This is a genomic window from Sphingopyxis macrogoltabida, assembly GCF_001314325.1.
GTDB lineage: Bacteria > Pseudomonadota > Alphaproteobacteria > Sphingomonadales > Sphingomonadaceae > Sphingopyxis > Sphingopyxis macrogoltabida.
Window position 1 is genome coordinate 3,554,257 of the sequence record NZ_CP009429.1, and the last position, 26,979, is coordinate 3,581,235.

Sequence of the window (26,979 nt, forward strand, 5' to 3'; positions counted from 1 at the left end):
CTGGCTATCGATTGCGGCCTGACGCAATGGGTCCTCGATCGCGCGCGCTAACTATCCGCCATTTGGCGATCCGGGACGGAACTCCTCGTTCTCCTGAAATTCATCGGCCAGCGCCTGAAGGAAGCGGCGCCGCGCTTCATCGCTCGGGATGACGCTGGACGAGAGGACATTAAAGGCGCCAGCCTTGTCCAAAGCCTGAAAGGCTCTCGTTCGCTGCGCGGGCGTGCCGGTCAATGCATCGTTTATAAGGGCGATGGCGATCGCCGCGCGCTTGGATACTTCACGCTCCTCACCATTGATGCGAACCTTGATCGGCTCACTGGCAACGGCGATGAGCAGTTCATTCATCATTCGATGATCGGGGGATCGGTCCTTCGGCGGTCGCCCCTTCGGATTGCCGGATCGCCCTGGCCGGAACCGATGCTCGCGCGGCGGCTTCCCCTTCCCCACCTCATAGGGCATTTCAGAATAATCATTCGACATGGTCGACTCCATTTTCAGTTGCTTCAACGTGGGGTTGTTCGGGTTCGGGCTCCGCGTCGACCAGCACGGCCTTTCTGCCGGTGAGGCGTTCCCATCGGGCAATGGTGCGGTCGACGTAGCGGGGCTCATATTCGACGAGGCGGGCGGCGCGATCGATGCGCTCGGCGGCTATCAGCGTGCTGCCGGAGCCGCCGAAGAGATCGACGACGATGTCGCCGGGCGCGGTCACATCGAGTAGCGCCTCGGCGACCAGCGCTACCGGTTTCACGGTCGGATGAAGCTCGAGCGCCTTCTTTCTTCGCTTCCCCACCCCGGCCATGCCGGGAAAGCTCCAGATGTTCGTGCGGTTCCGACCGTTCTTTCCAAGCTCGACATTGTTGAGATGCGGCGCGGTGCCGTGCTTGAACACTAATACGAGTTCATGCTGGCTCCGATACAGCGAGCCCATTCCGCCCTGCCCCTTGTCCCAGACGCATATATTCAGGCGCTTGTCGAAGCAGGCGTCGCCGGCCTCGATCAGCTCGCCGACATGGGCATGGTCCATACAGACGAACGCGATCGCACCATCGGCGAGGATCGCGGTGAGATTCGAGATGGCGCCGGACAGAAAGGCCGCGAACTGCTCGCGCGACATCTCGCCCGACGCCATCGCGAATTCGTCATGCTCGCCGCTACCCGAGACATGGCCGTTGATCTTCACATTATAAGGAGGATCGGTGAATGCCGCCTTCGCAACACCTCCGTCCATCAGACGCGCGATCACAGCGGGATCCAGGCTATCGCCGCAGATCAGCCGGTGCGCACCCAGTATATAAAGGTCGCCTGGCTTAGCGCGCGGTGGAGCGGTGTCGTCCGCGGGCTCCTCATCAAGATCATCATAAAGCCCGGCCTGGTGATGACCGACGATGCGATCAACTTCGCTGATGCTGAACCCGGTGAGGCCGATATCGAGTGTCGGCACTTCAGCGCGGATCTCTTCCAGCTCAAGCCGCAATGCCTCAACATCGAAGTTCGCAACTGCCGGCAGCTTGTTCGCTGCGAGCGCATAAGCACGCAGCTCGGCTTCGCTCAAATGCTCGATGCGGATCACCGGCACCATGTGCCAGCCGAGCTGCTTCGCGATCTCCCAGCGCAGGTGGCCATCGACGATCACTCCGGCGGCGTTGATCGCGAGCGGTTGCAATATGCCATATTCGGCCATACTCGCCTCGACCATTCGGCGCTTGTGCGCGGGATGCTTGCGGACCCGCCGCGCGGCAGGCGACAACTCGGACAGCGCCACATGCTCGTGCGGACATTGCACCGACTGACGGTTTGATCCCGTCGAACTCTTGTTGGGCTTAGGCACGCGGACCTCCTCGTTTGAGGTCTCGCCGACATGCGAAGACGAGACCTGGTTAAACTCAGTCCTCGTCTTCTGACGCAGCCCTTCCGCAGAAGTGCGCGTGCGGCTTATATACGCGCCCGCTCGCCCGGCCGCAACCAGTCACGCAAATTTTCTGATTTTGTTTTAAGAGTTTACATTTCTTGGAAAGCGCGGCTTTCCCTGATCTGACCCGCATCCTTCCTTGCTAATGCCGAGATCATTCCCTGTTATGGCGAGTAGGGAAAATCACTTCAAAAGTGGCGGAAAAGCTCGGCATACGAGCGGCCGGAATCGACTTAAACAGACCAAAATTCGGAATTTCCCTGTTATTCCCTGCTTATCAGGGAAAAGCAGGGTGAGACCGGAGCTGTCCAGACTGCGTGGCGCACCATCATCGCCATTTCATGGCGTATTTCCCTGATTTGGCGGCTCTTCGCGGTCGCCCATGGCCGTTCTTCCAATGCTGGCGGACGGCGTCGCCATCGCATCCGGCCCGCCGCGCCCTATCGACGGCAGTGGAAACCGGGGTGCCCATTTCGATGGCCATAGAAGTTATGCACCGCGAATGAAGGCGCCCCGAGCTTGATCGCGGCATCGGCTTGCGCGCATCGGCGCATCGGCTAAAGACAGCCGATGGATCAGATCGTCATTCGCGGCGGCCAGCGACTCAAGGGCCGAATCCCCATCTCCGGCGCGAAGAATGCGGCGCTGACATTATTGCCTTGCGCGCTGCTCACCGACGAGCCGCTGACGCTCCGCAACTTGCCGCGCCTCGCCGATGTCGACGGTTTCGGCCACCTGCTCAACCAGCTCGGCTGCTCGACGACGATCGAAGGCTCGCGTCCCGAGGATTTCGGACGGGTGATGACCGCGCGCGCGACCACCCTCACCTCGACCGTCGCGCCTTATGACATCGTCCGCAAGATGCGCGCCTCGATCCTCGTCCTCGGCCCGCTCCTCGCCCGCGCGGGCGAAGCGACGGTATCGCTCCCCGGCGGCTGCGCGATCGGCAACCGTCCGATCGACCTGCACCTGAAAGCGCTCGAAGCCTTCGGCGCCGAGATCGAGCTTGCCTCGGGCTATGTGAAGGCCAGCGCGCCCGGCGGGCGCCTCGCGGGCGGCAAGTTCACCTTTCCCGTCGTGTCGGTCGGCGCGACGGAAAATGCGGTGATGGCCGCAGTCCTCGCCAAGGGCACCTGCATCCTCGAAAACGCGGCGCGCGAACCCGAGATCGTCGACCTCTGCAATTGCCTCGTCGCAATGGGTGCCCAGATCGACGGCATCGGCACCGAAACGCTGACCATCGAGGGCGTCGACCGCCTGCACGGCGCCACCTATCGCGTCATGGCCGACCGGATCGAGGCGGGCAGCTATGCCTGCGCCGCGGTGATCACCGAAGGAGATGTCGAACTCGTCGGCGCCAAGGCGGCCGAAATGGAAGCAACGCTCGCCGCGCTGCGCCAGGCCGGCGCGACGGTCGAGGAAACGAAGGGCGGCATTCGCGTCGCCATGTCGGGCCGCGCCGAACCCGTGACGCTGTCGACCGCGCCCTATCCGGGCTTCGCGACCGACATGCAGGCGCAGTTCATGGCGATGGCGACGCTCGGCAAGGGCGCGTCGCTGTTCACCGAGACGATCTTCGAAAACCGCTATATGCACGTCCCCGAACTGGCGCGCATGGGCTGCGACATCGAGGTGCGCGGCCGCAGCGCGGTGGTGCGCGGGGTCGACAAGCTGATCGGCGCGCCGGTGATGGCCACCGACCTGCGGGCATCGATGAGCCTGATCATCGCCGGTCTCGCCGCCGAGGGGACGACCGAGGTCAACCGCGTCTATCACCTCGACCGCGGCTATGAACGGCTTGAGGAAAAGCTCCAGGCGGTCGGCGCCGATATCGAGCGGATCAGCGCCGGGTAAGCTCCCACACCTTCCTTATCGTCATCCCGGCGGAGGCCGGGATCTCTCCGGCGGTTCAAACGCGATGGCGAGATCCCGGCCTTCGCCGGGATGACGAATATGATTTAGACCTAACGGGTCGCCGTCAGATGTTCGGCGCGGCCGTATGTGCCGTGCACGTCGCCCCTGATCCAGTCGCCGAGCAGTTTCAGATAACCGTCGGTGATGCGGGTCGCGCTGCGCGACCCGTCGGCGGCGGTCGTATATTCGACCATCCCGTGATCGGTGTCGGGAAAGAGATAGACGTCGAACGGCTTGCCCGCCTTGGCGAGACCGAGCAGCGCGGCACGCGTGGTCTCAATCGGGGCTTCACGATCCTCCCCTGCGAGCACCCAGAGCAGCGGCGTGTCGAGCTTCCGAAGCGCTGCGACCGCGTCATAATCCCAGATCAGCTCGACATTGTCGAACCGCGCGCGACCGATCCGCCGCAGTTCGTCGTCGGTCATCCGCGCAATATCGCCGCTATATTCGCCATCGATCTTCGCCGCCCAGGGCTTGTCCGCCATCTCGCGCCGGACCGCGTCCAGATCCTCATATCCGGCGGTAAAATTCGACAGCACCAGCTTCGCCGTCGCCGCCGACAGCCGGTTGACGAGCGCCACCGCATCGTCGCCGAGCCCGGCGGCGCGGACCTCCGACACCATCTGCTCGCGATCCTCCTCGATCGGCGAGGCGACAAGGCCGAAGCCGATCGCGACGAAATCGGCCTTGGTGCGCGTCGCGGCGAGCGGCGCAACCCAGCCGCCCTGGCTGCCGCCGAAGAAACCCGCGCGGCCGAAGCGGCCCGCCGCCATGCTCCGTGCCTGTTCGAGCGCATGCGCCGCGTCGTCGGCGAGCAGTTCGAAATTCTGCGTATATTCGCCGTCCGATCCGCCGGTGCCGCGCTTGTCGTACACGAACACCGATATGCCGTGCGCCGCCATCGCATAGCCATAGACGCCGCCGATCGGCGACGTCCGTTCGGACCCGTGGACCATGACGACCAGCGGCCGCTTCGCATCGGGCGCGCCCGGCGGCTCGATCAGCACGCCGTTCATCTTGGTGCCGATGCTGTCGAAGGTGGCGGGGGTCTCGCGAAAGGCGAGCCGCGCCCAGCGGGCGCCATCGACCGTCACCGCGTCGGCACTGCACGCCAGCGGCACACCGGCATCGGTCGTTGCGCCGCGGCGCCCGTCGCGAAACAGGTAACGCAGCCCGGGCGCGGGGATATTGGGCGCCTTGGCGAGAACGACGAAATCGCCGCCGGGCGCCCGATAGGCGCCCGGGGTGCAATCGGCGGCGGTCTGTGCCGACGCCGGCGCGATCGATGCGAGGGCGAGTGCGAACCCGAACAATATGTTTTTCATCGCACAGGTCTAGCGCAGGCCGATAGCGCCTGAAAAGGCCCTGCGATCACTCGGGCCGGTCGACCGTCACCGCGACCATATTGCCGCTCACCGTCGGGCGCTCGGGGCGCTTGGCGACCGCGATCACCAGCCCGACGAGCGCGACGACACCCCCAGCGATCGACAGCGGCGACCAGCGATAGCCTTCGAAGGCGGTCGAAAACCCCATGGCGATGATCGGGACGAGGACGCTCGACCACGCCGCCTGCCCGGGCCCCACGGCGCGGATCACGTTGAAATAGAGCGGAAAGGCGAGCGCGCTTGCGATCACGCCGAGATAGAGGACACCGCCGAGATAAGCGAAGGTCGGCTCGATGACCGGCGGCCCCGTGGTGATCCATGCGTAACAGCCGTCGAAGAGTGTCCCGAACAGCATCGCCCACGCGATCATCACCGTCATCGATTGCGCGCGCGCGATGCCCGTTCCCTGCATCACATTGGCGACCGACGCGCTCATCACCCCGGCGAGCGTGAAGGCGGTACCCGTGAGCACCGCCGCCGGTCCGAGCGCCGCGGCGCGATATTCGTGCAGGATCATCATGCCGACCCCGACGATCGCGATCCCCGCCCCGGCGAGAAAGCGTCCTTCGAGCGGCGTTTTCAGGAAAGCACGGCCGAGCAGCGTGTTCGGCACGATCAACAATGCAAAGAGCACCGCGACCAGCCCCGAGGTGATATGTTGCTCGGCGCGATAGACGAAGTTGAAATTGAACGCGAACTGCGCCGCGCCGAGGATGACCGCGAACGCCATCGCGCGCGGTTCGAGCCCCAGCCGTTCGCCGCGGATCATGGCAAAGGCGAACATCGCGAGGCCCGCGACCGCGAAACGATAGGTCACCGACCAGCTTGGCGGGACAATGCCCAATTGGCCGGTGATGACGATCCAGGTCGAACCCCAGATCAGCGTGACCAGCGCGAAGGGAATGAGGACGCGCGGGCTCAGCAGCGAATGCGCTGCCGCGCCGCTCATAGCGCCGCGATGGCCGCCGCGAGCGGCGCGACCGATTCGCTATCCTGGTCCCAACTGGTCACGAGGCGCGCCGCGCCGGTTCCCCAATCGTAGAAATCGAATCCCGCCTTGCGGAGCCGCGCCGCTTCGTCCGCGGTCAGCTTGACGAACAGTTCGTTCGCCTCGACCGGGTACATCAGCCGGTCGCCGCACGCCGCAGCGAGCGCTGCCGCGCCGGCATTGGCCGCCCGCGCGTTGGTGAGCCAGAGGTCGTCCTTCAGCATCGCGCGGATCTGCGCCGCAACGAAGCGGCCCTTGCTGAGCAAGTGCCCGCCGCGCTTCTTGAGCTCGCGGACGCCCGCACCGCCGCTGCCGCCGAAAAAGACGATCGCTTCGGCCATCATCGCGCCGTTCTTCGTAAAGCCGAACGATAGCGCATCGACCCCGGCACGCCACGTCACATCGGCAGGCGCACATCCGGTGAAGGCGACAGCGTTGGCGAAACGCGCCCCGTCCATATGGAGCTTCAGGCCTTCGGCGCGCGCAACCTCGCTGATTGCGCCGACCTCGCTGGGCCGCCAGGCAAGGCCATATTCGGTCGCATTGGTGATGCTGATCGCCGCCGGCTGGACCTGATGGACGTCCTTGCGGACCATCGACAGGCGGGTCTTCAGTGCCTCGGCGTCGATCTTGGCCCCGCGCCCGGGCAGCGTCATCAGTTTCGCGCCGCCCGAATAAAAGGCGGGCGCCCCGCATTCGTCGACCTCGATATGCGCTTCCTCGTAACAAAGGATGCCCTGCCAAGGCCGCACGAAATGCGCGAGAATGATGCTGTTGGCGGCCGTTCCGGTCGGGATCCAGACGACTTCGCATGTCGTTTCGAACAGATTCGAAAAGGCCGCATCGAGCGACTGGCTGAGCGCATCACCATCATAGGCGGTGTCGACATGGTTGGCGGCCGAAAGCGCTTCCATCACCGCAGGATGGACGGCAGCGGCATTGTCAGAAAAAAAGCGGGTCGCAGTCATGAGCGGCGCCTTAGCGCAGGTCATGCGTCATGCTAAGCCTTCATTTGGATTGCTGTGGATCATCCTCGTCGGCTCCCGCCCCGCGCGCTACGCTGGCGCCGCCGGCAAGACCGAGGCCGCCGGCCATTCCCATGCCGCCACCGCCCGCGCCGCCACCGCCGCGGCCACCACCGCCCGATTCGCCGCCGCGCCCGGCTCCACCACCCCTGCCGCCGCTGCCGGACGGCCGCGCGGGTCCCTGCACCGGGATGCTGACATCGGCGGGGACCGGGTCGAGATCGAGCGCCTTGCGGATGAAATCGCGCAGCGCGACGACCAACTCATGCACGTGCACCGGCCGGCCGGCTGTCAATTCCTCCGCGGCGCGACTGGCGAGGCGGACCTGCTCCGCCGTCCCCAGCAGGATGATGTCGGACAGCGCCGCCTCGACCGCATCGCGAATGCGGCGCGGCCGGTCCGATTCGCCCGCTCCGCTCTCGCTCACCGACGAATCGGCTACCGGCGCACCTTCGGACTCGTTTTCGGCCTTTGCGTCCGTTTCGCGCCGCAGGTCGCGCAAATGCCGCGGATCGACCGCGAGATTGCCGGTGAAGGAACCGCCAAGTGTCTTGTAGGCGGCGATCAGCGTCCGCAGCCGCTCGTTGATCTGGCGGTTCATCCGCTCGCGGCGCTGCTGGATCGTCATCATGATCATCAGGCGGATGCCGACGCCCAGAAAGGTGACGAGCGCCAGCCCGAGCAAGGTCGTCCCGATGCTTTGCCAGGAAGAAAAGTCGAACAGGCGCATGACGGTCGCTCCCCTGACGCAAGCCTGCGCCAGCGCCAGAGAGCGCGCCGCAAGCGATACCGCTTTGGCGCGTTCAAACCGGCAGGGCTACCATCTTTTTATGTGCCAGAATCCTGCCCATCCGCGCGGCGATATATCCATTGGCCGAATGTCCGGGAACGACGGACCATATAGTGCCCCGGCATGATCACACGCGTACGAGGTCCATGACGGCTGAGCATAAGGCCCACGCGCGGCAAGACGAAAGAACAGGGCTGCCAGTCAAAGTCAGCCTGATCGACATATTGTTGATTTGCCATGATAAATCACCCGCTAAAACAGCGGCATCCTCTCCCGGAATATCTTGTGTCGGAATCGCGAGCGACTCCGACAACATGAGTCAGGGATAATCGAGGCAGAGGCAAATTTTGTGACAGGCGGCGGGCGCGGCTTTCCCTCGCTTGGGCGTGATCGGATACCCAAGCGCGATGAGCCGAGTCGGCAGGACCGAATCGTGCGCAGTCGGCCTGGGGGACCGACGGCTCGGGCGCCGCTTAGCGGTCGCGCTTCGCGAGGAGCTTCAGGCGCAGCGCGTTAAGCTTGATGAAGCCCGCCGCGTCCTTCTGGTCATAGGCGCCGGCATCATCCTCGAAGGTCACATGGCGTTCGCTGTACAGGCTGTGCGGCGACTTACGGCCGACGACGCTGGCATTGCCTTTGTAAAGCTTGAGGCGGACGGTGCCCGACACCTTTTCCTGGCTGTGGTCGATTGCCGCCTGCAGCATTTCGCGTTCGGGGGCGAACCAGAAGCCGTTGTAGATGAGTTCGGCATATTTCGGCATCAGCTCGTCCTTGAGGTGCGCCGCGCCGCGATCGAGCGTGATGCTTTCGATGCCGCGGTGCGCCCGCGCATAGATTTCGCCGCCCGGGGTCTCGTACATGCCGCGCGACTTCATGCCGACGAAGCGGTTCTCGACGAGGTCGAGGCGGCCGATGCCATGCTTGCGGCCGAGATCGTTGAGCGCCGCGAGCAGCGTCGCGGGCGACATCGCCTGTCCGTTCAGCGCGACGCCGTCGCCGCGTTCGAAATCGATCGTGATATATTCGGGCGTGTCGGGCGCATCCTCCGGGTTCACCGTGCGCGAATAGACGTAATCCGGCGTCTCTTCCCACGGATCCTCGAGCACCTTGCCCTCCGACGAGGTGTGGAGGAGGTTCGCGTCCGTGCTGAACGGGCTTTCGCCGCGCTTGTCCTTGGGAACCGGGATCTGGTGCTGCTCGGCCCACGCGATCAGCGCGGTGCGGCTGGTGAGGTCCCAGTCGCGCCAGGGTGCGATCACCTTGATGTCGGGATTGAGCGCGTAGGCGCTGAGTTCGAACCGCACCTGGTCGTTGCCCTTGCCGGTCGCGCCGTGCGCGACCGCGTCGGCGCCGGTTTCCTTGGCGATCTCGACCAGCCGCTTCGAGATCAGCGGGCGCGCGATCGACGTGCCGAGCAGATAATCGCCCTCGTAACGCGCATTCGCGCGCATCATCGGGAAGACGAAATCGCGGACGAATTCCTCGCGGACGTCGTCGATATAGATATGCTCGGGCTTTACGCCCATCAGCACGGCCTTCTCGCGCGCCGGGCCCAATTCCTCGCCCTGTCCGAGGTCGGCAGTGAAGGTCACGACTTCGCAGCCATAGGTCACCTGCAGCCATTTCAGGATGACGCTGGTGTCGAGCCCTCCCGAATAGGCGAGGACGACGCGCTTGATGGAATCGGACATGATGGTTCCCTTGGCGAGAAAAGACGGTCGCGCGCCTAACAGGACCGCCCCCGCGGCGCAACGCCTTGGCGCGTTCTTACAAGTATCGGGCGCGAATATACGCCAAGATGCGATGGGGTATGTGGGGGAGAAATTGGTCATGCGGACGATATTGGCGATAGCGGCGCCCTTGCTGGCGCTGGCAACGGCATCTTCGACGACCGGCGGCGGCGGGTCGATGCCCGATCCGGCGCGCGAATATCACCAGAATGTCGACTGCCATAACGCCTATGACCGGCTGGTGAGCGACCTCCACGCCGGCACCGCGATCTCGCCCGCCGAGCGCGAATGGGCGGTGGCGCACGAAGCTGCGGCGAATGGCGGCACGCCCTGCGCGCCGCCCCTGCCCGAAATGATCGCGCGCGGCGACGCGTGGCGGATCCGCACCATCGAAGGCCGCGACACCGCCGCCGCCTTTTACCACAAGCAAAAGGACCCGGCGGCGCTCAGCGAACTCGGCATGGCGTGGCTGGGCGGCACGGTCGAGGGCGGCACCCCGCAAGAGGGGCTGGAAATGATCAACGAGGCGGCAAAGCTGGGCGACCCGGTCGCGCTGTTCACGATGGGGACGGTATATGCCGCGGGCGCGCTGGGGGCGAAGCAGGATTATGCCAAGGCATTCGAACTGCTGAGCCAGTCCGCGGCGGCGGGCCATATCGACGCCATTTATCGCGTCGGGCTCCAATATCATGAGGGTCTCGGCGTCAAGAAGGACTATAAGAAGGCCTTTGAACATTTCCGCATGGCGGCCGAGCGCGGCCATTTCTACGCGATCATCATGGCGTTCGATATGATCAACAGCGACCGCGGCGTGAAGCAGGACTTCAACCTCGCCTATCGCCTGTCGCGCACCGTCGCCGAACAGGGCGAACCCTATGGCGCCGTGATGGCGGCATCGTCGCTCCTCCAGATGAAAGACCCGCTCAAGAATGAGGACGAGATTCTCTATTGGATGGACGAGGGTATCAACAAGGGCGACGAGAATATCCGCAACCAGTTGATCCCCCTGCGCGAGCGGGTCGTCGCCGCCTTCACCAAGGCCAAGGCGCCGCCGCAATATGTGCCTCGAGCGTTCAAGGCCTGCCCGATGAAGACGGTGTGCACGGTCAATCATTATTCGGGGCTGCAAAGCTGCACCACGAACAAGGATTACTGGAACGACTGCGACGGTTAGCCGGAGCCCCGGAGAGCCGGTCAGCCGGCCCGCGTCCAGTCCATGAACCAACCGTCGTCCCACGTCCGGCCGCCATCGCGCGAAACGCCCTGGAACCAGCGACAACTGGTCGGCGTGATCCGGTCCCAGACGCCGCGATAAAGCTCGTCCCCCTTCTCGCCCTCGCCTGCGGAGAGGAAGGTGCCGACGCCATCCTCGAACACGCCAAGCTGCCCTGGCACGCCGATCACGCCCGATTTGGCGTTGACCCAATGGTCGGACCAGATTTTCTTTTCGACGTCGAGCAGGCGGAGGCCCATGCCCGAAAAGCCGCGGGCCGGGATGCGCAACTCCTCGACGCTCGCAATGCCGCCGAGGATGGCGACCACGGTCGCTTCGCCGGCAAACTCGATCCACTTGTCCCCTTCGCGGAAGCGGTTGTGGATTCGCCACTCACCGGTGAGGAAGTCGAAGTCGCCGGGCTTGCCCACGGGTCTGGGGTCGATTGCGGCAACCGCCGCTGCGGGAATCAGGCTGGTCATCATCGCTCCTGTGCTGAGGGCGATCATGCGGCGTCGGTCGATCTGGCTCATGAAATCGCTCCTTGATGGAGCGCCGGTGTAGAGCGGCCTACCTGACATTTTCTGTCAGTTATTTTCTGCTAGGACGAAAACATGCGCGCGAGCCGTCTCCTCTCGATCCTGATCCTGCTGCAGTTGCGCGGTCGGCTGACGGCGGCCGAGCTTGCAGCCGAGTTCGAAGTGGCGGAGCGCACGATCTACCGCGACATTGACGCACTCTCCGCGGCGGGAATACCGGTCTATGGCGATCGCGGCCCGGGCGGCGGATTCCAGTTGCTGGACGGATACCGCACCCGCCTGACCGGCCTGTCGGCGGATGAGGCGGAAGCGATGATGATGATCGGTCTGCCAGGTCCGGCAAGCGAACTCGGCATCGGCGCCGCAACCAGCGCTGCGCAAAACAAGCTGATCGCCGCCCTGCCCGGCGGCGGCAGCGCGATCGCCGACCGCATGGCTTCGCGTTTCCATATCGATACCGTCGACTGGTATCGCAGCGGCGAGGACTTGCCCTTCCTGCCCATGATCGCCCGCGCGGTGCTTGACGAAAGGATGCTCTCGATGCGCTACGAAGGGTGGAACGGCGCGCGCGACTGGACGGTCGAGCCGCTCGGGCTCGTCCTGAAAGCCGGCATCTGGTACCTCGCGGCGCAGGGCGGCGGCAAGATACGCGCCTTCCGCATCGCCAATATCGCCGCGCCGACGGTAATCGACACCGCCGTCCGGCGCCCCGCCGGTTTCCATCTCGCAACATGGTGGCAAGCCGAGCAGGCGCGGTTCGAAGCCGAACTGTTCGCAACGCGCGCGACGATCCGGGCGTCCGCCAGCGGTTGCCGGCGTCTCGCCGCCCTGTCGCCGCGCGGCGCCGAAGCGGTCGCCGGGGGCAGCGAGCCCGACGCCAACGGCTGGCGCAATATGACGATGCAGGTCGAGGACAGCGACCATGGCGCGCGCGAAATGCTCGCGCTTGGCGCCGAGGTCGAAGTGGTGGCGCCCGAAAGCTTCCGCCGCCGCATCGGCACGCTTGCCGAAGCCATCGCCCTTCGACACCGCTGAACGCCCCGGATCAGATCATCTGGTCGATATCGGCCGCGGACGGTTCCAGATCACGGCTGTCCGGCAACAAGGCATGATATTCCTGCACGATCTCCGAAAGGATCGAAAGCGCGAGCGTTGCCGGATCGCGCGCCGCGGGAATGAGGCCGACCGTCGCCCGGAGCCGCCGGACGAGGTGGTCGGGCGTACCCGCCGACCGCAAGGCATCGCGCCGGATTTCCTGCGTCCGCGGGCTGCCGATCGCGCCGACGTAAAAGCCCGGAAGGTCGAGCGCGCGCGGCAACAATTCCTCTTCCCAGTCGCGGTCGTGGAAGACCGAGACGAACGCGGTCCACGGGTCGCTGGCGAAGGACGGCAGATGCGTCCGAGCGATCCATTCGACGATGTCGATTCCCTCGGCGGCAAGCCCGGCCAAGGCGCCCCGGTCTGGCGAAACGGCGCAGACCTCGGCACCGAAACCGGCGGCGAGGCGCGCCAGCGCGGTGAGTTCCTCACCCTGCCCCATCGCGAGGAGGCGAAGCCCTGGCAGGTAGCGAATGTTGAAGCCGTCGCCTTTCCAACCGCTGGCCATCGCGTCATCGACGCTCACCCCTTCGTGCGACAAGCGCAGCGTCGCCGGTTCGCGGCGGTCGTGCTGTGCCAGCACGCGGGCCAGCGCCGTAGGGTCGGGGTGCGGATTGAACAGCAGATCGATGCCGCTGCCGCACGGCAGGCGGATATCGAGATAGGGCGATCCGGCACCGAAGCGCACGAGCTTCGCCCGGCCGTCGGCGAGGGTGCCGATCGCTTCGGCGACGACCGCCGCCTCGATGCAACCGCCGGAGAAGGATCCGGCGTAGCGGCCATCGTCGGCCACCGCCATTTGCGCACCGATCGCGCGCGGCGACGATCCCTCGACATGGGTGAGCGTGACGAGCACGGTGCCCCGCCCTTCGTCGATCCGCGCAGCGGCGAAGCGCAATATTTCGGCCGGGGTGGTTGCTATCATCGGGCACTTGCGCTGAGAGGGAGGGAAGAGAGGCAGACCCCGATGATCGACGCCGCGAACATCACCGCCGTCCTGCTCGCCGCCGGGCAATCGCGACGGTTCGGCGCGGACGACAAATTGCTGGCCCCGCTCGCCGACGAACCGCTGGCCCTGCATGCGGCGCGGCGGATCGCCGAGCTGGCACCGGGGCGCCGGATAGCGGTCTGCTCCAACGGCGACGGCACACTGGCCGCAATGCTGTCCGGGCTGGGCTTCGACATCGCCGTCAATGCCGATGCGACGAGCGGTCTTTCCCAATCGCTGGCGCTCGGCATCGCAGCCGCCGCGCGCGGCCCCGAACTTGCCGCGCTGGTCTGCCTCGCAGACATGCCCTTTGTCGGCACCCGCCATTTGCAGAGCCTTCTCGCGCGGTTCGATCCGGTCTCCGCGCCGGTCGTGGCGTCGAGCGACGGCGAAACCGCAATGCCACCCGCGCTGTTCGACCGCGCGCTGTTCGACCGCCTGCGCGCGAGCGAAGGCGATCGCGGCGGCAAGGCCCTGCTCTCCGATGCGGCGCTGGTCATGGCAAGCGCCGGTGAACTGGCCGACATCGACCGGCCCGACGATCTTCGCCGAAACTGATAGCCTTCACGATCATACCGCGTCCGGCAGCCTGCCGATAAGCTTGTCGAGGGTGACCGGATAGTCGCGCACCCGCACGCCGGTGGCGTTGTAGATGGCGTTCGCGACCGCGGCGGCGACGCCGCAAATACCGAGTTCGCCGACGCCCTTCGCCTTCATCGGCGAGGTCGTCGGGTCGGTTTCATCGAGGAAGATCACCTCCTGATGCGGGATGTCGGCGTGGACGGGCACTTCATAGCCCGCGAGGTCGTGGTTGACGAAAAAGCCGAAACGCTTGTCGACCGCCAGTTCCTCCATCAACGCCGCGCCCGCCCCCATCGTCATCGCACCGATCACCTGGCTGCGCGCCGCCTTGGGGTTCAGGATGCGGCCTGCGGCACAGACCGCCAGCATCCGGCGAATGCGGATTTCGCCCGTCATCGCATCGACGCCGACTTCGCAGAAATGCGCGCCGAAGGTCGATTGCTGATATTTTTCGGCGAGGTCGCCATATTCCATCATGTCTTCGGCGACGAGTTCGCCGTCGGCGGCCGCATCGCCAAGCGCGGCGCTGCGCTTTCCGGACTTGACCTTGCCGTCCGCGAACACGGCATCGGCGGCGTTCATTCCAAGCTTCTGCGCCACCGCTTCGCGCAGCTTCACGCAGGCGGCATAGACGCCGGCGGTCGAGCTGTTCGCGCCCCATTGCCCGCCCGATCCCGCCGAGACGGGGAAAGCCGAATCGCCGAGCTTCACGACGACCTTGTCGAGCGGCAGCCCCATCATTTCGGCGGCGGTCTGCGCGATGATCGTATAGGTGCCGGTGCCGATGTCGGTCATGTCGGTCTCGACCGTCACCACTCCCGACCGGTCGAGCCGGACCCGCGCCGCCGAGGGTCCGTTGAGGTTGTTGCGGAATGCGGCCGCGACGCCCATTCCGACCAGCCAACGCCCGTCGCGGACCAGCCCCGGTTTGGCATTGCGCTTCGCCCAGCCGAATTTCTCGCCGCCCACGGTCAGGCATTCGCCCAGCTGGCGCTGCGAAAAGCGCCGCTCGGGCTTTTCGGGGTCAACCTGCGTGTCGTTGAGGATACGCAGCGCAATCGGATCCATGCCCAGTTTCTCGGCCAGTTCATCGACCGCGATCTCGAGTGCCATCAGGCCGGGCGCTTCGCCGGGTGCGCGCATCGCATTGCCTTCGGGCAGGTCGAGCACCGCGAGCCGCATCGCGGTCATCCGGTTCTCGCCGGCATAAAGCAGCCGGGTCTGCGCCACCGCGGTTTCGGGGCCGCCGCCGGGCAGGTCGCCCGACCAGCTTTGGTGGCCGATCGCTGTAATCTTGCCCTCGGCGGTCGCGCCGAGCCGGACGCGCTGGATCGTCGCCGGCCGGTGCGTCGTGTTGTTGATCATCAACGGCCGCGCCAGCGCGACCTTGACCGGCCGGCCAGCCGCCTTGGCACCGAGCACCGCGAGCAAGGCATCGGCGCGGTTGAACAATTTGCCGCCGAAGCCGCCGCCGATATAGGGCGAATCGAAGCGGATATTTTCCTTCGGGATGCCCAGCGTCTTGGCCATGTCGCCGACCGACCAGGCGATCATCTGGTTCGACGTCCACACCGTCAGCTTGTCGCCCTCCCACGCCGCGATCGACGCATGCGGTTCCATCATCGCATGGCTGTGGTCGGGGGTGGTGTAGCGCGCGTCGATCTGCACCGGCGCCTCGGCAAAGGCGCCGGCGAAATTGCCAATGGCGGTGTCGGGTTCGACCCCGAACGACGCCGCCGGCTTGGCCGCGCCATCCAGCGCGGCGGCGAGGTCATAGTTGCCCTTGCTGCGGGCATATTCGACCCGGACGAGCGCGGCGGCGGCGCGCGCCTGTTCGAAGCTTTCGGCAACGACGAGCGCGATCGCCTGATGATAATGGTCTATCGCGGGGCCGCCGAGCAATTTGGCGGTGTTGAAATCGCCTTTCGTGAGCTTGCCCGCATTGTCGGCAGTGACGACCGCAAGAACGCCGGGCGCCGCCTTGGCGTCGGCGAGGTTCATCGATGCGATCCGCCCCTTGGCGATCGCGGCGCCGACGACGAAGCCATAGGCCTGGTTCGCCGCGACATCGTGGCGTTCATAAGCATAAGGTGCGGTGCCGGTCGTCTTGAGCGGGCCGTCGATGCGGTTCGTCGGCTTGCCGACGACCTTGAGCTGGTCGATCGGGTTGGTCGTGGCGGGGGTCTCGAATTTCATGGCTCAGCCCCTCGCCTCTGCCAGCACCCCGGCGAGCGTGCGCTCGACCAGCGGGAGCTTGTAGGCATTTTCATGGGTGGTCTTCGCGCCCGCAAGCAAACCGGCGGCGACCGCCTTGGCGCCGCGCGGCAACTCCGCCTCTGCCGCCTCGACCCGCCAGGGCTGGTAACCGACCCCGCCGAGCGCGACGCGGCCCGTCCCGTCCTTCTGCACGATCGCGCCGACCGAAATCAGTGCGAAGGCATAGGAGGCGCGGTCGCGGACCTTGTGATAGACATGCGTTCCGCCGACCGGTCTGGGGAGCGTCACCGCGGTGATCAGCTCGCCGGGCGCCAGCGTGGTTTCGAGATGCGGCGTCGTACCGGGAGCGCGGTAGAAACCGGCAATCGGAATCGCGCGCGCCTTGCCCGCGGCGTCGACCGTTTCGACCACCGCGTCGAGCGCGCGCATCGCCACCGCCATGTCGCTGGGATGCGTCGCGATGCACGCCTCGCTGGCGCCGACCACCGCGTGCAGCCGGTTGAAGCCGCCGATCGCGGCGCAGCCGCTGCCCGGCTTGCGCTTGTTGCACGGCTGGTTGGTGTCGTAAAAATAGGGGCAGCGCGTTCGCTGGAGCAGATTGCCCGCGGTCGTCGCCTTGTTGCGGAGCTGCCCCGAGGCGCCCGCGACCAGCGCGCGCGACAGCAGGCCATAGTCGCGCCGCACCCGCGCATCGCTGGCAAGATCGGTGTTGCGCACCATCGCGCCGATGCGCAGCCCGCCCTCCCCGGTCGCCTCGATCTTGTCGAGCGCGAGACGGCTGACATCGATCAGATGCGCCGGGGTCTCGATCTCGAGCTTCATCAGATCAAGCAAATTGGTACCGCCCGCGATAAAGCGCGCGCCGGGCGCGCGAGCGAAGGCAGCGGTGGCGGCGGCAGGTGTATCGACGCGTTCGTAAGTGAAGCTTTTCATGCCTTCACCCCCGCGACATCGGTGATCGCATCGATGATGTTCGAATAGGCGCCGCAGCGGCAGATATTGCCGCTCATTCGCTCGCGCAGCTCCATGGCCGTCACCTTGGGCCGCGCGGTCAGGTCGGCGGTGACGTGGCTCGGGACACCGGCCTTGATTTCGTCGAGCACCGCGACCGCCGAGCAGATTTGCCCCGGGGTACAATAGCCGCATTGATAGCCGTCATGGTCGACGAACGCCTGCTGCATCGCATGCATGTCGCCGGGCGTGCCCAGCCCTTCGATCGTGGTGATCCTGTCGCCGTCGTGCATCACCGCGAGCGTCAGGCAACTGTTGATCCGCCGCCCGTCGACGATGACGGTGCAGGCGCCGCACTGGCCGTGATCGCAGCCCTTCTTGGTGCCCGTCAGATGCAGATGTTCGCGCAGCGCATCGAGCAGCGAAGTGCGCGTGTCGAGGTCGAGCGTGCGCGTCGTGCCGTTCACTTCGAACGCGACCTGGGCAGTGGGCGGCGGCGTGGCCGCGGGCCGTGCGCCTGCGGCGGCTTCGGCGGGCACCAATGTCGCGGCTGCGACCGATGCCGCGCTGCCCGCGAGCATACCGCGCCGCGACAGCTCGAATTCCCCGGGGGTCTGCATGCGTGTCTCCGATTCTCTTTTCTGTTTGCCGGCAGGCGCGGAACCCGCGGGAAAGGTCAGGCAGTCGATGCCGCGCGGTTCTGTGATGACCGCGTCGGCGAAGAAACTTCGGTGTTTGATAACGGTATCAGATTGGCGTTGGCGCGAACAGATAGCGGGCAAGAAATCTTCTTCGGCGAACTCCGCAACCGCGAGCAACCGTGGCGCATCTGCGAGGCCAATCGAAATTGGCGCCATTGCCTGCTACGAGGGTCGGCCGAAGGGATTAACATGTTCGACTTCTTCGCCTTTCTTGCCATCATCACCCTGTTCATCCTGCTGATGGATACGCGCAGCCGCCTGAAGCGATCCGAAGCGATGTGGAAGGACACGGCAAAACGGATCGGCGCGCTGCAACAAGGCCGGACGGTAGTCACGGCGGCGGAAAAAGCGGCGCAGGATGTCGCAACGCCCGTTCCCGAAACCGCCGTTCCCGTGCGAGGCGAGCCCGCTGTCGCATTCACGGCGGCACCTCCCGCAGCGATGTCCGACATGGCGCCGGAGACAGCGAAGGCCGAACCCGCATCTCCGGTCGCAACGCCGTCGCCGCGAAAGAAGGCGAAAGCCCCCGCGCCGTCCGAACCGCCGCGCAGCCTTGCGTCGCGGTTCGAGAATCTGTTCGGCAAAACGTTGCCGATCTGGGCCGGCGGCCTCACCCTCGCCATCGCGGGCGTGCTCATCGTTCGCTACGCGATCGACGCAGGTTTCTTTGCGCGCGTCTTCACGCCGGGGGTGCAGATCGTCACCGGGCTGCTGTTCGGCATCGCGCTGATCGGCGGCGCCGAATATGCCTGGCGCAACGAAGCGAAGCTGCGTGACGTGCGTGTGCCGCAGGCACTGTCGGGCGCGGGGATCGCGACGCTCTATGCCGCGATCATGGTCGCGGCGAATGTCTATCAGCTTGTCGGACCCCTGCTGGCCTTTTTCACGCTCGCGCTCGTTACCGCGGCGGCGCTCGGCCTGTCGCTCCGTTTCGGCCCGCCCAGCGCGCTGCTCGGCCTCGCCGGCGGACTCGCGGCGCCGGCGATGGTTGGCGCGGTCGAACCCAATGTGCCGCTGCTCGCCGTCTATCTCGCGCTCACGATCGCGGGGCTTGCCGGCGTCGCCAAGACCCGGCGCTGGCCGTGGCTCGCACTCGCCGCGCTGGTCGGCGGCGCTGGCTGGGGCGTGTGGATGGTCCTCACAAGCGCTGCGCTCGACACGCTCGCATCGCTGTCGACCGGCGGTTTCGTGCTGCTGCTTGCGATTGCCGTGCCGATGCTCGGCTATGACGGGCCACGCGCGGCAATGCTGCGCGCGGCCTCTGCCATCGTCGGGGCGCTCCAACTCGCCTTGCTCGTCGGCTATGGCGGCTTCGCGCCGCTGCACTGGGGTCTGTTCGCGCTGATCGCGGCTGCCGGTCAGTGGCTGGCATGGCGCGAACGCGGCTTCGCCATCGTTCCGACGATCAGCCTGTTCCTGTCGCTGGCGCTGCTCGCCGCCTGGCCCGACCCGACACCCTTCTGGTTCGGCCTCATCGGCCTTTCGCTGCTGGCGATCCACGCGGGTCCGCTTCTTGCGCGACTGTGGGCTGTTCCCCGGGAATTGCGGCGCACATGGGAAGTCTGCGCGCTCGCCGTCGCGCCGCTGCCGCTCACCAAATGGCATTTCTGGGATATCGCCGACAATAGCCTCGCCCTCGTGGCGCTCGGCGGCGCTCTCCTTGCGGCTGCGGGCATCGCGCGCGGGTGGCGAGCCCCCGATCGCGGCAGCGACAGCCGCGTTGCATGGCTGGCAGCGACCGCCGGCGCGCTGCTGGCGCTCGCGCTCCTGCTGATCCTGCCGATGTGGACGGCGCCGCTTGCCGTCGCGGCCATCGCGGCAGGCCTCCTCTTCTTCGGCAAGGCAGCGGGCGACCGGCGCATCGAGCGGGTGGCGACGGGCTTCCTGGCGGCAGCTGTTGTAGTCCTCGTCGCGACGCCGCTGGCGCTCGACGAATTACCCCGACTGATAGAAGGCGCCGCAAGCGCCGACAGCCGGGCGCTGCTCCGCTGGATCGGCCTTGCCGCAGCCGCGCTCCTGTTCGCGGTCCGCGCCGAAGGCGCGGTGGTGCGACGGATCGGGCAGGCCGCGGCGGCGCTGCTCGTCTATGGCGCCTGTGCCCAGTTCCTTCCCTTGCGCGCGCTGATGCTGGTCCCGGCACTCGGCGGCGCGGCGGCGCTGCTCGCGGCACGGCGGGTGCGGATCGACCGCGTCGATGCCGCGGCCGCAAGTTTCACCCTCCTCGGCCTCGGCTGGGCCGCCCTCCCGATCGCCTCCTGGATCACGGAGGCGTTGCTTTCGCTCGCTGCCCTACCGATGCAGCTCGAGAGCGGCCTGTTGACCGCCGAGCCGCTACTGCTGCGGCTCTTGCTTCCCGCGCTGTTCTTCGGGGTTTCGCTGTGGCTGATCCGCGACAGCGTGCCGCGCTGGCTCCGGATCGCCGGCATCGCCCTTGCCGGAACCGTCGGCGGCATCGCGCTGCACGCTTTCTATCGCCTCGGCTTCGCCGCGCTGGCGGGCGACGATTTCGTCGCAACCGGGATCGTCCAGCGGCTCGTTTGGGAAGGCTTGCTGATCGGCGGCGGCTGGCTTGCGCTGCGCCGCGGCATGACGGGCCTCGCCCGCCCGCTCATCCTTGCCGGCACCGCACATGCCCTGCTTTACGGGCTTGCCCTCCACAATCCGCTGTGGTCGGCGCAGGCGGTCGGCGCATGGCCGCTGGCGAACCTGCTGCTGCCGCTGTTCCTGCTGCCATGGTTCGGGCTGACCCGCATCCCGGCGCTCTTCGCCAAGCCGCCGGCCGCGCTCGACCGCTTCGTGCAGGTCGCCGTCATGCTGCTCGTCGCGGGTTTTGCCTGGGCGACGCTGCGCCAGTTCTTCCACGGCACGCTGCTCGCGGAGGGCGGGGTGACCGATGCCGAGAATATCCTGCGGTCGATCCTGCTCCTCGCACTCGCGCTCGGCTTCCTGCTCTGGGGTATCCGTACGCAGGGCCACGACTGGCGGATCGCTTCGCTGGTGCTGATGATCGGCGCCGCCGGCAAGGTCTTCCTGTTCGACGCCTCGGGGCTCGAGGGGCTGGCGCGGATCGGTTCGTTCGTCGCGCTCGGCTTCAGCCTGATCGGGATCGGCTGGCTTTACAGCCGCCAGCTCGCGCCGGACACGCCGCGCGAGTCAGCGACCGGATAGGGCATGGCCGGCAGCCCGGCCGGCCATGCCCCTCACGGCCATCAGGCCGCGAGTTTACGGATCGTGTCGCGTCCGTCGGCGAACGACAGGCCGAGCGCCTCGGCGACCGCTTCGTTGGTCACCTTGCCGCCCGAGACGTTCAGGCCGGCGAGCAGATGGGGGTCTTCGTCGAGTGCTGCGAGGCCCTTGTCGGCGAGCGCGAGGCCGAACGGCAAGGTCGCATTGTTGAGCGCCTGGCTCGACGTCAGCGGCACCGCGCCGGGCATGTTCGCGACGCAATAATGAATCACGCCGTCGACCTCGAAGGTCGGGTTTTCGTGCGTCGTCGGGCGCGAGGTTTCAAAGCAGCCGCCCTGATCGATCGCGACGTCGACCAGAACCGAACGCGGCTTCATCCGGCCCAGCATCGCACGCGACACCAGCTTCGGCGCGCTCGCGCCGGGCACGAGGACTGCGCCGACGGTAACATCGGCGTCGACCAGCTCTTCCTCGATGCTGTCGATCGTCGACATGCGGGTCCGCACGCGGCCGCCGAACAGTTCGTCGAGCTGGCGCAGGCGCGGCACCGAACGGTCGACGATCGTCACTTCGGCGCCGAGGCCGACTGCCATGCGCGCCGCATGCGTGCCGACGACGCCGCCGCCGATCACGAGGACGCGCGCCGGGGCCACGCCGGGGACGCCGCCGAGGAGCAGCCCGCGACCACCGGCATGGCGGCGCAACGCCGAACCGGCCGCTTCGATCGCCAGACGCCCGGCGACTTCGCTCATCGGCGCCAGCAGCGGCAGCGCGCCGGTGCGGTCGGTGACCGTCTCATAGGCGATTGCGTGGCAGCCTGATGCGAGCAAGCCCTTCGTCTGCTCGGGATCGGGGGCGAGATGGAGGTAGGTGAAGAGGATTTGACCCTCGCGCAACTGGACCCATTCGGACGGCTGCGGTTCCTTGACCTTCACCACCATTTCGGCGCGCTTGAAGACTTCGGCGGCGTCGGCCGCGATCGTCGCACCGGCGGCGCGATAGACATCGTCGTCGGCGCCGATGCCGAGCCCCGCGCCGGTTTCGACGAGCACGTCGTGGCCGCGGGCGACATATTCGCGCACCGAGCCCGGGGTCAGGCCGACGCGATATTCATGGGTCTTGATCTCTTTGGGAACGCCTAACAGCATAATGCCTCCGGTCATTGGGGATTGAGCCGGACGCGCGCCCGGCGGCTGGGGCAACTACCCTCCCCACCCCCGCCCCGCGCAAACGAGTAATGCTGCTTCCGAGGATGAGGGTTTTTCATCCTGCCGCGAGTTTGCTCCTGTGGTGGCCGTAGAGCGCGTAGATCAGGATTCCGACGGCATTCCAGACCAGACACCACAGCAATGTCTGCGCGGGCAGGCTGAAGAAGAGATAGAGGCAGCCGCCGACCGCGCCGAGACTGACCAGCGCGACGGCCGGGACACGAAACGGACGCGGCAGGTCGGGAGAGCGCCGGCGCAGGATGATCAGGCAAAGGCCGACGGCGATGAAGGCGATCAGCGTACCCGCATTGGCGAGCGCGGCGATCTCGCCGATCGGCAGCAGCCCGGCAAGGATCGCAACGAGCACCGCGGTCATCACCGTGATCCGCGTCGGCGTGCCGCGGCTCGAGATCCGCGCCCATCCTTGCGGCAGGAAACCGTCGCGCGCCATCGCGAGGAAGATGCGGCTCTGCCCGTACAGGAAGGCGAGAAGTACGGTCGGCAGCGCAATCACCGCCGCGGTCGCGACGACGTGTGCGACGCCTGCTTGGTCGATCGAGCGAAGGATCAGCGCGAGCGGCTCGGGGCTATCCGCAAACCGCGTGAAAGAAACCGCACCGACGGCAGTCGCGGCGACGAGCAGGTAGATGAGCGTGCAGACGACCATCGACCCGATGATGCCGATCGCCAGATCGCGCTCGGGCCGCTTGGTCTCCTCCGCCGCGGTCGAAATCGCATCGAAGCCGTAAAAGGCGAAGAAGATGATCGCCGCCGCCGCCATCACGCCGCGCTGCACGCCATCGCCGCCGGCGCCCGCCGCGAAGCCATAGGGCATGAAAGGATCGAGGTTCGCGGCATCGAAATGCGGCAAGGCGTAGAAGACAAAGAGCGACAGGGTCGCGATCTTGACCAGCACGAGCACGGCATTGATGCGCGCACTCTCGCGCGTCCCGAGCAACAGCAAGCCCGTGACCACGGCGATGATGAACACCGCGGGCAGGTTGATGATCCCGCCGAGTTCGGGCCCCTGCGTCAGCGCCGCCGGAAAACCGATGCCGGCGAGCAGCGGCGAGGCATAGCCCGACCAGCCGACCGCGACCGTCGACACGACCAGCGAATATTCGAGGATCAGGCTCCACCCGACCACCCAGGCGATCGCTTCGCCGAGCACCGCATAGGAATAGCTGTAGGCGCTGCCCGCCGCCGGCATCATCGCGGCAAGCTCGGCATAAGCGAGCGCCGCGCACGCGCACACCGCACCGGCGATGACGAAGGACAGCAGCACCGCGGGACCGGCGCGGTCGGCACCGACCCCGATCAGCGTCAAAATGCCGGTACCGACGATCGCCCCGACGCCGAGCGCCATCAGGTGCGGCCACGACAGGGTCGGCGGCAGCGCGTCGGGGTGGCGTTCTCCGGCCGGGGCGATCGGCTTGCGGCGTGTCCAGCTATTCAATGCGGTTCTCCGGTCGAAAATAGACGGTCATCCCGGCTCTCGCCGGGATTCCGCCGCTTGGTTATGAAGCATCGTCGGGATCCCGGTCCGTGCCGGGAGAAAATCAGCGAGCCATCGCCGCCGACTGGTCGAGCGGAACGACAGGCAGCCACACGCGGCTGGGCGTCTTACCGCCGCGTTCGATCGTCACCGTTGCGGGCCGATAGTCCGATGACTTCGCGTGGAAGATGTTGGGGACATAGGTCTGCGGATTGCGATCATAATAGGGAAAGAGGCTCGACTGGACCTGCACCATGATCCGGTGCCCCGGCTTGAACACATGGTTCACGGTCGGCAGGCGGAATTTATACTGCTGTACCTTGCCCGCCGGGATTGCCGAGGGATGCTCGAAACTCTCGCGATAGCGGCCGCGAAAGATTTCGAGAGCGATCGCAAGCTGGTAGCCGCCCATCTTCGGCTCGCTCGAATTTGTCGCGGGATAGACGTCGATCACCTTGACGACGAAATCCCCGTCGGTGCCGGTGGTACGCGCAAAGATGTCGGCGATCGGCGTACCCGACACGCGCACCGCTTCGGTCAGCACTTCGGTCTGATATGTCATCACGTCGGGACGGCCGTCGAACGAGCGCTGATCGCCGGTCAACCAGCTCTGCCAGCTACCATCGTCGAAATTCACCGGCCGCGGGTAATGCGGAACGGGCTTGGCGGGGTCGGCGACATAGGCGTCGCCGCCGGCCGCTCCCGCCTGAAAGCCCAGCCCGCCATTGGCGCCGAGATAGATCGGCGTCAGCGGCGCCGAACATCCCGTTTCGCAGGCGAGCGGCCAGTTGGTCAGCCGTTCCCAGCGGTCTTCGCCGGTATTATATGCCGTCACCGCCGGAATATTGGCAGGCGGACCATCGCGGAGATGCTCGTTGAAGAAGGGCAGGATCATGTCACGCCAATATTGGGTGATCGTATTGCTGCTCCACTGGAGCGGGCCGAGGTTGCGGCCGACGTCGTTGCGGTTCACCTGGCTGTGCGACCAGGGGCCCAGCAGCAGGTGGTTGTTGCCCATCTTGCCCTTCGCCTTCAGCACCTCCCACGAACGGATTGCGCCATAGATATCGTCCTGGTCCCACAAGGGCTGGACCCACAGGGTCGGCACGTCCGACGGGTTCGCCGCGAGCAGCTTGTCGAGCGCCAGTCCCTGCCACACCGCGTCATAAGCCGGATGCTCCTGTAACCGCCGCCAGAACGGCAGCCGGTCGTATCCGCGCGCCTTGCCCCAATCGCCCGCCGATCCGGCGGCGCGGAAATTGTCATAATCGTCGTAACCGCCGCGCGACGCGGCCTTGGCGATCGACCGGTCGCCCGTTTGCTGCGCGATATAGTCGGCCATCACCTGCCGGAAGGCACCGTTGTGGAACCAGTCGTCGCCCGTCCACGCATCGACGAGCGGGCTCTCGGGCGCCGCGACCTTGACCGCCGGATGCGGCTTGATCAGCGCCTGAACGACCGTCGTCCCTTCGTAGGACGAACCGATGATGCCGACGCGGCCATTGCTTTCGGGCAGGTTCGCCTTGTTCACCAGCCAGTCGATCGTGTCATAGGCGTCGGTGCCGTTGTCGACGCCGGTATCGTTCAGCGGGCCGACCATCGGCCGCGTGACGACATAGTCGCCCTCCGATTTATACTTGCCGCGAATATCCTGCCACACACGGATATAGCCCGCCTTCGCGAACTCGCGATCCTCGAAGGGCACCGCGTCGACCATCACCGGACTCGTCGTCCGCAACACCCGCGCCGTGGCATTATAGGGCGTGCGGTTGAGCACGATCGGCGCGTCTTTCGCCCCCTTGGGGACGAGGATGACCGTATAAAGCTTCACCCCGTCGCGCATCGGGATCATCATTTCGCGCCGCTCGTAATCGGCGTCCGCCGGCAGCGGGTTGTAATCGCCCGGAATGTCGCCGCCCGGCCTGACGATCGGCTCGGCGCCCGCAGCCTGCAACATCACGGGCAGAGGAAGCACGGCAGCAAGCGTCAGCACGACCAGCAGCGATTTCATCATATTCCTATGTCCCCGGCACACCCAGTTTTTCCAAGGGTGCGCGCGGGGCGGAGATGGCGCAATGCGATTATTCCTGCGCCTCTGGACCAGAATTGCTGCCTCTTGCCTTCACCCCGCCGTGCCGTCCGGCGTCGCCTGTTCGACGATCCAGTCGATGAAGGTTTCGGCGATGTCAGAGAGCGGCGACGATGCCTTGGTCAACAGGTAGAACTGATTGCCCGCTGCCACCCGCTTGTCCGAAAGCGGTTGCAGCCGCCCCTGCGCGATCAGGTCGGACAGCACCGACGTATGACCGATCATGAAACCGCGTCCGCTCAGCGTCGCCTCGACGACCATCGAATAGAGCGAGAAGGTCTGGGTGATCAGATTGGCCGGGCGCGCGTGGCCGGTATGCTGCAGCCACTGTTCGAAATCATTCGCCCAATAGGTGTCGAGCATCAGCGGCATTCCGACCGGCAGCCCGTGCTCGTCGCGCTCCGCAGTCTCGATGAGCGAGGGCGCCGCGACGGGGACAAGCTCGTCGAAAAACAGCGGGCGGGAATCGCAGCCCGGAAAGGGCGGCTGGCCATAGCGGATGGCGACATCGAAGTTCGACGTGCGCAGGTCGACGATCACCGGATCGGCCCAGATCTCGATCGTCGTATTGGCATGTTCCTTGTGAAAATCCTCGATCCGCGGGCCGAGCCACAGTTGTGCGAGCGCCGGTAGAATCGTCAGCCGGACTGCCTTGGTACCGCCCGAGGCGGTGATGTCGCGCGTCGCGGCCAAAAGCTGTTCGAGTGGCGGAAGTACGCGCTGCGCGTAGCGCTTCCCCGCCTCGGTCAGCCGGACGCCCTGCGGATAGCGCTGGAAGAGTTCGACGCCGAGATAGGCCTCGAGCGCCTTGATCCGCTGGCTGACCGCACCCGGCGTCACGCTGAGTTCGCCGGCGGCAAGCGCGAAGCTCTCGGTTGCGGCGGTCGACGCGAAGACGCGCAACCAGTCCAGATTCGGCAGCTCCCTCGGCATCAGAATATATCTTCCTCAGCAGCAAAATTAGTCGA

General features: G+C 66.1%; 21 protein-coding genes. 5 read left to right on the forward strand and 16 right to left on the reverse strand.

Annotation, left to right across the window (positions count from 1 at the left end; translation table 11 throughout):
• Positions 1 to 51: 51 nt before the first annotated feature.
• Positions 52 to 483 carry a DUF5681 domain-containing protein gene (locus LH19_RS17380; RefSeq protein ID WP_145923508.1) on the reverse strand — a complete coding sequence of 144 codons (432 nt, stop codon included), beginning with the start codon at positions 481 to 483 and terminating at the stop codon, positions 52 to 54.
• Positions 473 to 1,765, reverse strand: a complete 1,293-nt coding sequence (locus LH19_RS17385) for a site-specific DNA-methyltransferase (protein WP_054730767.1) — start codon at positions 1,763 to 1,765, stop codon at positions 473 to 475. The genes LH19_RS17380 and LH19_RS17385 overlap by 11 nt, the downstream gene beginning before the upstream one ends.
• A 717-nt stretch (positions 1,766 to 2,482) precedes the next feature.
• On the opposite strand from LH19_RS17385, the gene murA reads away from it, so the two are divergent.
• On the forward strand, positions 2,483 to 3,766 hold the full coding sequence (murA, locus tag LH19_RS17390; protein ID WP_054730770.1) for a UDP-N-acetylglucosamine 1-carboxyvinyltransferase: 1,284 nt from the start codon (positions 2,483 to 2,485) through the stop codon (positions 3,764 to 3,766).
• 110 nt (positions 3,767 to 3,876) lie between these two features.
• Here the strand turns inward: murA and LH19_RS17395 are convergent, their stop codons facing one another.
• The 5 genes from LH19_RS17395 to LH19_RS17415 form a co-directional block, all read right to left on the reverse strand.
• On the reverse strand, positions 3,877 to 5,151 hold the full coding sequence (locus LH19_RS17395) for an alpha/beta hydrolase family protein (RefSeq protein ID WP_054730773.1): 1,275 nt from the start codon (positions 5,149 to 5,151) through the stop codon (positions 3,877 to 3,879).
• Between the two features lie 46 nt (positions 5,152 to 5,197).
• Entirely contained in the window at positions 5,198 to 6,160 is a 963-nt protein-coding gene (locus LH19_RS17400) for a DMT family transporter (protein ID WP_054730776.1), read from the reverse strand.
• Positions 6,157 to 7,167, reverse strand: coding sequence for a threonine aldolase family protein (locus LH19_RS17405; protein ID WP_054733759.1), 1,011 nt, complete (start codon positions 7,165 to 7,167; stop codon positions 6,157 to 6,159). Before LH19_RS17405 ends, LH19_RS17400 begins: the two co-directional genes overlap by 4 nt.
• A gap of 40 nt (positions 7,168 to 7,207) precedes the next feature.
• On the reverse strand, positions 7,208 to 7,954 hold the full coding sequence (locus LH19_RS17410) for a hypothetical protein (protein WP_054730781.1): 747 nt from the start codon (positions 7,952 to 7,954) through the stop codon (positions 7,208 to 7,210).
• A 533-nt stretch (positions 7,955 to 8,487) separates the two neighbouring features.
• Positions 8,488 to 9,705 (reverse strand): argininosuccinate synthase, encoded by a 1,218-nt coding sequence (locus LH19_RS17415; RefSeq protein ID WP_054586890.1) that lies wholly within the window; start codon positions 9,703 to 9,705, stop codon positions 8,488 to 8,490.
• 139 nt (positions 9,706 to 9,844) lie between these two features.
• On the opposite strand from LH19_RS17415, the gene LH19_RS28775 reads away from it, so the two are divergent.
• Positions 9,845 to 10,918, forward strand: a complete 1,074-nt coding sequence (locus LH19_RS28775) for a tetratricopeptide repeat protein (protein WP_054730784.1) — start codon at positions 9,845 to 9,847, stop codon at positions 10,916 to 10,918.
• Positions 10,919 to 10,938: 20 nt separating this feature from the next.
• Here LH19_RS28775 and LH19_RS17425 read toward each other — a convergent pair whose 3' ends face one another.
• Positions 10,939 to 11,490 (reverse strand): hypothetical protein, encoded by a 552-nt coding sequence (locus tag LH19_RS17425; protein WP_082395854.1) that lies wholly within the window; start codon positions 11,488 to 11,490, stop codon positions 10,939 to 10,941.
• Between the two features lie 81 nt (positions 11,491 to 11,571).
• Here LH19_RS17425 and LH19_RS17430 point away from each other — a divergent pair, with 81 nt between their 5' ends.
• Positions 11,572 to 12,531, forward strand: a complete 960-nt coding sequence (locus LH19_RS17430) for a helix-turn-helix transcriptional regulator (protein WP_054730787.1) — start codon at positions 11,572 to 11,574, stop codon at positions 12,529 to 12,531.
• A gap of 10 nt (positions 12,532 to 12,541) precedes the next feature.
• Here LH19_RS17430 and LH19_RS17435 read toward each other — a convergent pair whose 3' ends face one another.
• On the reverse strand, positions 12,542 to 13,519 hold the full coding sequence (locus LH19_RS17435; protein ID WP_054730790.1) for an XdhC family protein: 978 nt from the start codon (positions 13,517 to 13,519) through the stop codon (positions 12,542 to 12,544).
• Positions 13,520 to 13,561: 42 nt separating this feature from the next.
• Between LH19_RS17435 and LH19_RS17440 the strand changes: the two genes are divergently transcribed.
• Positions 13,562 to 14,140 (forward strand): nucleotidyltransferase family protein, encoded by a 579-nt coding sequence (locus LH19_RS17440; protein WP_054730793.1) that lies wholly within the window; start codon positions 13,562 to 13,564, stop codon positions 14,138 to 14,140.
• Positions 14,141 to 14,152: 12 nt separating this feature from the next.
• Here LH19_RS17440 and paoC read toward each other — a convergent pair whose 3' ends face one another.
• The 3 genes from paoC to paoA are packed head-to-tail and all read right to left on the reverse strand — an operon-like array spanning position 14,153 to position 17,952.
• Positions 14,153 to 16,360, reverse strand: a complete 2,208-nt coding sequence (gene paoC / locus LH19_RS17445) for an aldehyde oxidoreductase molybdenum-binding subunit PaoC (protein WP_054730796.1) — start codon at positions 16,358 to 16,360, stop codon at positions 14,153 to 14,155.
• A 3-nt stretch (positions 16,361 to 16,363) separates the two neighbouring features.
• Entirely contained in the window at positions 16,364 to 17,314 is a 951-nt protein-coding gene (locus LH19_RS17450; protein WP_054730799.1) for an FAD binding domain-containing protein, read from the reverse strand.
• Positions 17,311 to 17,952, reverse strand: coding sequence for an aldehyde dehydrogenase iron-sulfur subunit PaoA (paoA, locus tag LH19_RS17455; RefSeq protein WP_054733764.1), 642 nt, complete (start codon positions 17,950 to 17,952; stop codon positions 17,311 to 17,313). Before paoA ends, LH19_RS17450 begins: the two co-directional genes overlap by 4 nt.
• Before the next feature lie 270 nt (positions 17,953 to 18,222).
• Here paoA and LH19_RS17460 point away from each other — a divergent pair, with 270 nt between their 5' ends.
• The gene (locus tag LH19_RS17460; protein WP_054730802.1) at positions 18,223 to 21,201 is read left to right on the forward strand and encodes a DUF2339 domain-containing protein; all 2,979 of its coding nucleotides are present in this window, start codon (positions 18,223 to 18,225) and stop codon (positions 21,199 to 21,201) included.
• A gap of 41 nt (positions 21,202 to 21,242) precedes the next feature.
• Here the strand turns inward: LH19_RS17460 and ald are convergent, their stop codons facing one another.
• The 4 genes from ald to LH19_RS17480 form a co-directional block, all read right to left on the reverse strand.
• A complete protein-coding gene (gene ald / locus LH19_RS17465) occupies positions 21,243 to 22,367 on the reverse strand; it encodes an alanine dehydrogenase (protein ID WP_054730805.1) in 1,125 nt (374 codons plus the stop codon).
• Positions 22,368 to 22,482: 115 nt separating this feature from the next.
• Entirely contained in the window at positions 22,483 to 23,883 is a 1,401-nt protein-coding gene (locus LH19_RS17470; RefSeq protein ID WP_054730808.1) for an amino acid permease, read from the reverse strand.
• A 103-nt stretch (positions 23,884 to 23,986) separates the two neighbouring features.
• Entirely contained in the window at positions 23,987 to 25,933 is a 1,947-nt protein-coding gene (locus LH19_RS17475) for a CocE/NonD family hydrolase (RefSeq protein ID WP_054730811.1), read from the reverse strand.
• Positions 25,934 to 26,044: 111 nt separating this feature from the next.
• Complete coding sequence (locus tag LH19_RS17480) at positions 26,045 to 26,944, reverse strand: LysR substrate-binding domain-containing protein (protein WP_054730814.1); 900 nt, start codon at positions 26,942 to 26,944, stop codon at positions 26,045 to 26,047.
• Between the last annotated feature and the right edge of the window lie 35 nt (positions 26,945 to 26,979).